The following is a 6,758-nucleotide window of genomic DNA, read 5'->3' as shown; positions in this document are numbered from 1 at the left end:
GTCCTGGCCTGACCCGCCCGGCCGCCTGAGCGGTCAGCCCTCCGGGAGGTGAAGGGCGGTGCGCGGCGCGCGGACGCCGTCCAGGACCCGCGCCACGGGAGCGGCGGGCGCACTGTCGGCCGTGGCCCGGGCGAACGCCGCGGCGCCGCCGACCAGCGGGATCCTGGCCGTCGTACGGGACAGGTCCAGGGTGAGGGTCGGCTTGGTGGAGGGCGGGTCGATCAGGTCCTTGTCCGTGCCGGCCACGATCAGCGCCAGGCGGTGGCCCTTGGGGATGACGTGGTCGGTCGCCGCCAGGGAGAGGGTCATCGTGTACGCCCTGCCCGGGGTGAGCGGGACGCCGTGGCCGAGCGAGGCGTGGTGGCCGAGATCGGCCCACCCACGGCTGAGCACCGTGTCGTCGACGGCGATCGTCTTCGCCCCCGTCTTCTTGAAGCAGGCACTGTCCCCGGCCGTGCTCTCACCCCAGCAACTGCGGTCCGTGAGGGTGGTGATGCCCTCGCCGCCGTCGGCGTAGTCGCGGATGGTGTCCGGGCCGACGTCCACCAGGACGGCCGACAGGTGGGCCGAGGAGGTGGTGGGCGTGGCGGTCACGGTCACCGTGGAGGAGCCGGACAGCCGCAGGTCGTGGGTCAGGGGCGCGGTGAGGAAGCCGGCCTTCTCCGGGGTGGGGGTGGTGAGGTGGGCCGCCCAGTCGGTCTCGCTCAGCTTCGGGTCGTCGGTGAAGGTCTCGGTGCCGTTGGCCTGGCCGAGGCCGAGGGTGCCGACGCCGGGGGTGGGGCCGGGGGCCGGATGGAGCGTGGTGGTCTCGGTGCCGTGCGGCGGCCAGACCGTGGAGGTGGCCCACTGGTCGGGGTGGCGTTCGATGTCGGCCATCGGCGCGCGGTCGATGCCGTTGTCGTAGCCGAGGAGTTCGTGGTCGAACCAGCGGTGCAGGGTGTCGACCCAAGCGCCGCGCCGGTAGTCGAAGGGGTCGACGTGCCCGGTCTGGGAGAGCCAGATCTTGCGCTTCACACCGTGCTTCGCAAGGGCGTCCCACCACTGGCCGAAGTGCTTGGTACGCACGTTGAGGTCCTGCATGCCGTGGACCACGAACACGCTGGCGCGCACCTTGGCCGCGTCCTTGACGTAGTTCCGCTCGGTCCACAGCGGGGTCCAGTCACCGCTGCGCGGGCTGCCGTCGGCCAGCTTCTTGTGCACGGCCGCGCAGTGGGCCGCGGCGTCGCCGCTCTCGACGTAGCCGGCCAGTTCGTCGGGGCCTCCGGCGTACAGCGGGGCGCCCTGCGCGAAGTAGTAGTCGTACCAGGAGGAGATGCCGCTGATCGGGACGATCGTCTTCAGGCCTTTGACGCCGGTGGCCGCGACACCGTTGGCGATCGTGGCGTCCCAGCTCTTGCCGATCATGCCGGTTCTGCCGTTGGTCCAGGTCGCCCTGACGGTCTTCGTGCCCGTGCGGGTCGAGTACGCCTTGGCGCGGCCGTTCAGCCAGTCGACGACGGCCTTCGCGGACTGGATGTCCGAGCGGCCACCGACGTCAACGCATCCGTCGGAGCGGTTGGTACCGGCCAGGTCGACACCGACGAAGGCGTAGCCGCGGGGCACGAAGTAGTTGTCGTAGAACAGCGGCATCTGGACGACTCGGCCGTGTGCGTCGTACGTCTTGAGCTGGCTCTCGTTGCCGCGGCCGCAGCAGGAGTAGTACGGGCTGGCATCCATGATGACCGGCACCTTGCGGCCCTGGCGGGCCGGTTCGGCGGGCCGGACGATGTCGGCGGCGACGCGGTCCGTCTTCCCGTCACCGTTGCCGTCGAGGCCCGTGTCCACCCAGACCGCCTCGCGGATGGCGTGTGCGTACGAGTAGACGGGTTTGCTCTCGCGGGGCGCGGCCTGTGCGGCGGAGGGGACGAGGAAGGCGGCCGTCAGGACGGTGACGGCCACGGTCGCGAGCACTCTCCAGATCGTGAAGCGCGTGCGCATCGGTGTGCTTTTCGGCATGCGCGGACGCTACTCCGGTCAACTCCCGTGCAGAAGAGGACACAAGGGGACCCCGGTGGCACGTGACGGCTGAATGGCGATCGTGTGACAGCAGGCACCATGGACAGGTCAGTGGCCACAGGGACTGAATAGGCTCCGAACAGACTTCCTGTCCAGACGACTTGGAGCTGACGTGCACCGCAGAATCATCGCGCCGGGCGCACTCGCGGCGGCCTCCCTCCTGCTGGCGATCCCGGCATCGGCCGCGAGCTACACCCCCGGCGCGCCGGGCATCGGCGACCCCTACTACCCGTCCTACGGCAACGGCGGCTACGACGTCTCGCACTACGACCTGAGGCTGCGTTACCAGCCGAAGACGGACGAGCTGCAGGGCACGGCGACCGTCCTGGCGAGGACCACGCAGGACCTGTCCAGCTTCGACCTGGACTTCCTGCTGAACGTGAGCGAGGTGCGGGTCAACGGCGCCAAGGCGTCCTTCACGACGTCCGACCAGCACGAACTGGTGATCACACCGAAGACGCCGCTCGCCAAGGGCACGCCGATCACCGTCGTCGTCCGCTACAGCGGGGTGCCGTCGGCGAAGAGCGCCTACGGTTTCACCGCCTGGCACCGCACGCCCGACGGCGCGGTGGCCGCGGACGAGCCCGAGGCCGCCTGGTGGTGGTTCCCGAGCAACGACCACCCGAGCGACAAGGCCACCTACGACGTGTCGGTGGCCGTCCCGGACGGCACCCAGGCGGTCTCCAACGGCACGCTCCAGTCGAGCAGTTCGAAGCTGGGCTGGACCACCTACAACTGGCGGCAGAACAAGCCGCAGGCGACCTATCTGGCCACCCTCGCCCTCGGGAAGTTCGACATCACCACCAGCACCTCCGAGGGCGGGGTGCCGGTCGTCAACGCCTACAGCCCGGACCTGGGCGACAACGACGGCGCGGCCCGGGCGAGCGTGGAGCGCACCGGGGAGATCGTGGACTGGCTGAGCGGCTACTTCGGGCCGTATCCGTTCAGCTCGGCGGGCGGATACGTGCCGAACACCACCACCGGGTACGCGCTGGAGACCCAGGGCCGTGTCTACTACAGCCCGAAGCAGTTCGCGAAGGGCGCCAACGTCTCGGTGGTCGTGCACGAGCTGGCCCACCAGTGGTACGGCGACGACGTGTCGGTGAAGGGCTGGAAGGACATCTGGCTCAACGAGGGCTTCGCGACGTACGCGCAGTGGCTGTGGTCGGAGCACGAGGGCGAGGGCACCGCGCAGGAACTCGCCGACTACGTGTACGCCTCGCACCCGGCCGACGACGCGTTCTGGACGGTCAAGCCCGGCGACCCGGGCGCCGACGACCAGTTCGACGCGGCCGTGTACGACCGGGGCGCGGCAGCCATCCAGGCACTGCGCAACGAGGTGGGCGACGATGCGTTCTTCCGCATTCTGAAGGGCTGGCCGAAGGAGCACGCGTACGGCAACGCCTCGGTGGCCGACTTCGAGCGTTACGCCGAGCAGGTCTCCGGCAAGCCTCTGGCCGCGCTGTTCCACACGTGGCTGTTCCAGCCGACGAAGCCGACCGCGTCGGCGGCGCGCTCCCTGGCGAAGTCGGGGACGGCAGTCGCCCGGCCGAAGTCGTGGAAGAAGATCGAGGCCACGCGCTCCGCCCACGGGCACTGACCCTCACGGATTCGGCTCGGCCGCCCGTTTCAGCAGGTCGTCCCGGCCCACTGCGTCCGCGCGGTCGGCCGGGACGGTGCACGCGTACGCCCCGGCGACGGACCCGAGGCGGGCGCATCGCTCCGGCGGTTCACCGGCCAGGCGGCCGTAGAGGAACGCGGCGGCGAAGGCGTCGCCCGCGCCGTTGGAGTCGACCACCGGCGCGGGCGGGACCGCCGCCGGTATGCGGGTCGTTTCGCCGCCGGCCAGCAGATACGCGCCTTCGGCTCCGGCGGTCGCGACCACGGCCTTCGCCCGGCCCCGCTCGGCGATGCGCCGCATGGTCCGCTCGGGGTCGGACAGCGCGGCCGCGGAGAGGAAGACGACGTCGGCCGCGAGGGCGAACGGCTCGTGGTACGGATTCTCGCCGTCCCAGTCGTGCAGGTCCGTGGAGAGGGGAACGCCCGTCCCGAGCAGCATCGGCAGGGCATGGACGCAGGGCTGGGTGATGGTGACGTGGATGTGCCGGCTCGCCGCGGCCAGCGGGCGCAGGGTCTCTTCCGGGAAGCGGTCGTCGGGGTGGGCGCGGCTGGTGTCGTAGAGGGACAGCCGCCGGCCGTCCGGGCCGACGAGGTTGACCGCGCGCCTGGTCCCGGCGGGTTGCGGAAGCGCGGTGAGGCCGATGCCCCGCTCCTGGTGCAGGACGCGGACGAGGTCCCCCTCGGGGTCGTCGCCGAGCAGGTCGAGGTGGTGGGTGCGCAGGCCCAGCGCGGTCAGGCCCACGGCGACGAAGTCGCCGGTCTGCCCGGCACGGGTACGGATCCCGGAGTCGATCATGTAGCTGTCGGCGTACGGGAGCGGCAGCTCGGGGACCTGGACGATCGTGTCCACCCCGGCTCCGCCCAGCACCAGAACATCGATCGCATCCACGTGTGCCGTCATTTCCCGCCCTCCCCGTGGTCGTACACCGTCACCGCGATCCCGCGCCCGACCAGCCGCTCGGTGATGAGCGGCTCTATGCGGGACCAGGTGCCGCCCGCCAGGCCGCAGCCTATGCGGGGCATGTGCACGGACGCACCGAGTTCGATCACTTCCCCGGCGAGGCGGTCGAGGGCGGTGTCGATCGCCTCGTAGCGGACGGGAACGCCCTTGCTGCCTCTGCTGATGCCGCGCTGGCCGACCATGTTGGCCACCCACACGTACGGATCGACCTTGACGAGCTGGACCGCGCCCAGGCCGAAGTCGTTCTTCGCGCGGTCGCGGTGCCAGGACCGGTACGCCGCCTCCGGCTCCGGCCAGCGGCGCGAGAGCGCCAGGACGAAGCCCTTCCCCCAGCCCCCGATGTCGTTGCAGACGTGGGCGATCACTTTGACGCCCTTGACCGACGGAACGGTGGCGTCACCCCGGACATAAATGATCTCCGACATGACGCCACCGTAGGCGATGCCACTGACAGTGGCGCCGAGCTGCTACTTCGTCAGCTGCGACAGCTCGTCGTCGGCGGTGCGGGACACCCGGCGGCGGACGCCGAACCAGCCGGCGACCAGCAGCACGGCGATCACCGGGATGAGCAGCAGGGTCTTGCGGCCGACGTCCGGGTCGTTCCACATCATGCCGAGGCAGACCAGCAGGAAGGTGATCGTGGCGATCTCCGTGACCGGGCTGCCCTTCAGGCGGAAGTGCGGCCGGGTGGCCAGGCCCGCGCGGGCCCGCCGGACGAAGATCATGTGGCAGAGCATGATGATCACCCAGGTGCTGATGATGCCGAGCGAGGCGATGTTCAGCACGATCTCGAAGGCCTGGCTGGGCATCAGGTAGTTCAGGCCGACGCCGAGCACGCAGACGGCGCAGGTCAGCAGGATGCCGCCGTAGGGGACCTGGTTGCGGTTCATGCGCGCGGTGAACTTCGGGGCGGAGCCCGCCATGGCCATCGAGCGCAGGATGCGGCCGGTGGAGTACAGGCCCGAGTTCAGCGAGGACATCGCGGCGGTCAGCACGACCAGGTTCATCACGTCGCCGGCCGCCGGGACACCGATCTTCGACAGGACCGTCACGAACGGGCTCTGGTCGGCGGAGTACACGGAGCCGGGCAGCAGCAGGGCGAGCAGCACGACCGAACCGACGTAGAACAGGCCCACGCGCCACATGATCGAGTTCACTGCGCGCGGGACGACCTTCTCGGGCTCGGCGGTCTCGCCGGCGGCGACGCCGACCAGCTCCAGGGCGGCGTACGCGAAGATCACGCCCTGCATGACGAGGACGACCGGCATCACGCCGTGCGGGAAGACGCCACCGTGGTCGGTGATCACGCTCAGGCCGGGGGTGTGGCCGCCGACCTTGTGCTGGGTGGCGAGCAGGAAGATGCCGATCAGCATGAAGCCGACGATGGTGGCGACCTTGATGATCGCGAACCAGAACTCCATCTCGCCGAAGATCTTCACCGAGATCAGGTTCACGGCGAGGACCACCGCCAGGGCGATCAGCGCCAGCACCCACTGCGGGATGGTCGTGAACATGCTCCAGTAGTGCGTGTAGAGCGCGATCGCGGTGATGTCGGCGATGCCGGTGGTCGACCAGTTCAGGAAGTACATCCAGCCGGCGACGTAGGCGCCCTTCTCGCCGAGGAACTCACGCGCGTACGACACGAAGGAACCGGAGGACGGCCGGTACAGGACCAGCTCGCCCAGGGCCCGGACGACGAAGAAGGCGAAGACGCCGCAGACCAGGTAGGCCAGCGCGAGCGCGGGGCCGGCGTTGTGCAGTCGGCCGCCGGCGCCCAGGAGGAGGCCGGTGCCGATGGCGCCGCCGATGGCGATCATGTTGACGTGGCGGGCCTTGAGGTCCTTGCTGTAACCGGCGTCGCCCGCGTCCGCGGGCGTCTCGGCGGTCCGGGCATGGGCAACGGCCTGTGCCGAATCCACGGTTTCCTTGCTCACGGGTCGTTCCACTTCCTGGTGCGCCCGGACCTCGTGGGCCCAGGATTCCGTACATATCGGCCCACACCACCCTGGTGGGTTGTGGCACAGACCAAGACAGCACCTTCCCAGGAAGATCGCCGCGCATGCGATGACCCAGGTCACACAGCGGCGTTTGTCACAAACCCTCAAGGGGTGGCAAAGCGCTG

The 6,758-nt window shown here is 70.0% G+C and carries 5 protein-coding genes; 1 reads left to right on the top strand and 4 read right to left on the bottom strand.

Translation table 11 applies throughout. From position 1 onward, the window contains the following. Positions 1–33 precede the first annotated feature (33 nt). Positions 34–1,995, bottom strand: coding sequence for a Xaa-Pro dipeptidyl-peptidase (locus AB0H32_RS31060; protein ID WP_361127261.1), 1,962 nt, complete (start codon positions 1,993–1,995; stop codon positions 34–36). Between the two features lie 172 nt (positions 1,996–2,167). On the opposite strand from AB0H32_RS31060, the gene AB0H32_RS31055 reads away from it, so the two are divergent. Then, positions 2,168–3,655: a M1 family metallopeptidase gene (locus tag AB0H32_RS31055; protein ID WP_361127258.1), complete on the top strand. Its 1,488-nt coding sequence runs from the start codon at positions 2,168–2,170 to the stop codon at positions 3,653–3,655. Between the two features lie 3 nt (positions 3,656–3,658). Here AB0H32_RS31055 and AB0H32_RS31050 read toward each other — a convergent pair whose 3' ends face one another. The 3 genes from AB0H32_RS31050 to AB0H32_RS31040 are packed head-to-tail and all read right to left on the bottom strand — an operon-like array spanning position 3,659 to position 6,570. Continuing rightward, a complete protein-coding gene (locus tag AB0H32_RS31050) occupies positions 3,659–4,576 on the bottom strand; it encodes a PfkB family carbohydrate kinase (protein ID WP_361127255.1) in 918 nt (305 codons plus the stop codon). Then, positions 4,573–5,061 (bottom strand): macro domain-containing protein, encoded by a 489-nt coding sequence (locus AB0H32_RS31045; protein ID WP_361127252.1) that lies wholly within the window; start codon positions 5,059–5,061, stop codon positions 4,573–4,575. The genes AB0H32_RS31050 and AB0H32_RS31045 overlap by 4 nt, the downstream gene beginning before the upstream one ends. A 42-nt stretch (positions 5,062–5,103) precedes the next feature. After that, complete coding sequence (locus tag AB0H32_RS31040; RefSeq protein ID WP_361127249.1) at positions 5,104–6,570, bottom strand: amino acid permease; 1,467 nt, start codon at positions 6,568–6,570, stop codon at positions 5,104–5,106. Positions 6,571–6,758 lie beyond the last annotated feature (188 nt).

This window comes from Streptomyces sp. NPDC020362, assembly GCF_040642095.1.
GTDB lineage: Bacteria > Actinomycetota > Actinomycetes > Streptomycetales > Streptomycetaceae > Streptomyces.
The sequence above is the reverse complement of the archived record's forward strand: the minus strand, read 5'-3'. Positions and strand labels throughout refer to the sequence as shown.

Excerpts from the sequence above, each read along its gene's own strand:
- AB0H32_RS31050 (WP_361127255.1), bottom strand. The coding sequence starts at position 4,576 with ATGACGGCACACGTGGATGCGATCGATGTTCTGGTGCTGGGCGGAGCC.
- AB0H32_RS31060 (WP_361127261.1), bottom strand. The coding sequence starts at position 1,995 with ATGCCGAAAAGCACACCGATGCGCACGCGCTTCACGATCTGGAGAGTG.
- AB0H32_RS31045 (WP_361127252.1), bottom strand. The coding sequence starts at position 5,061 with ATGTCGGAGATCATTTATGTCCGGGGTGACGCCACCGTTCCGTCGGTC.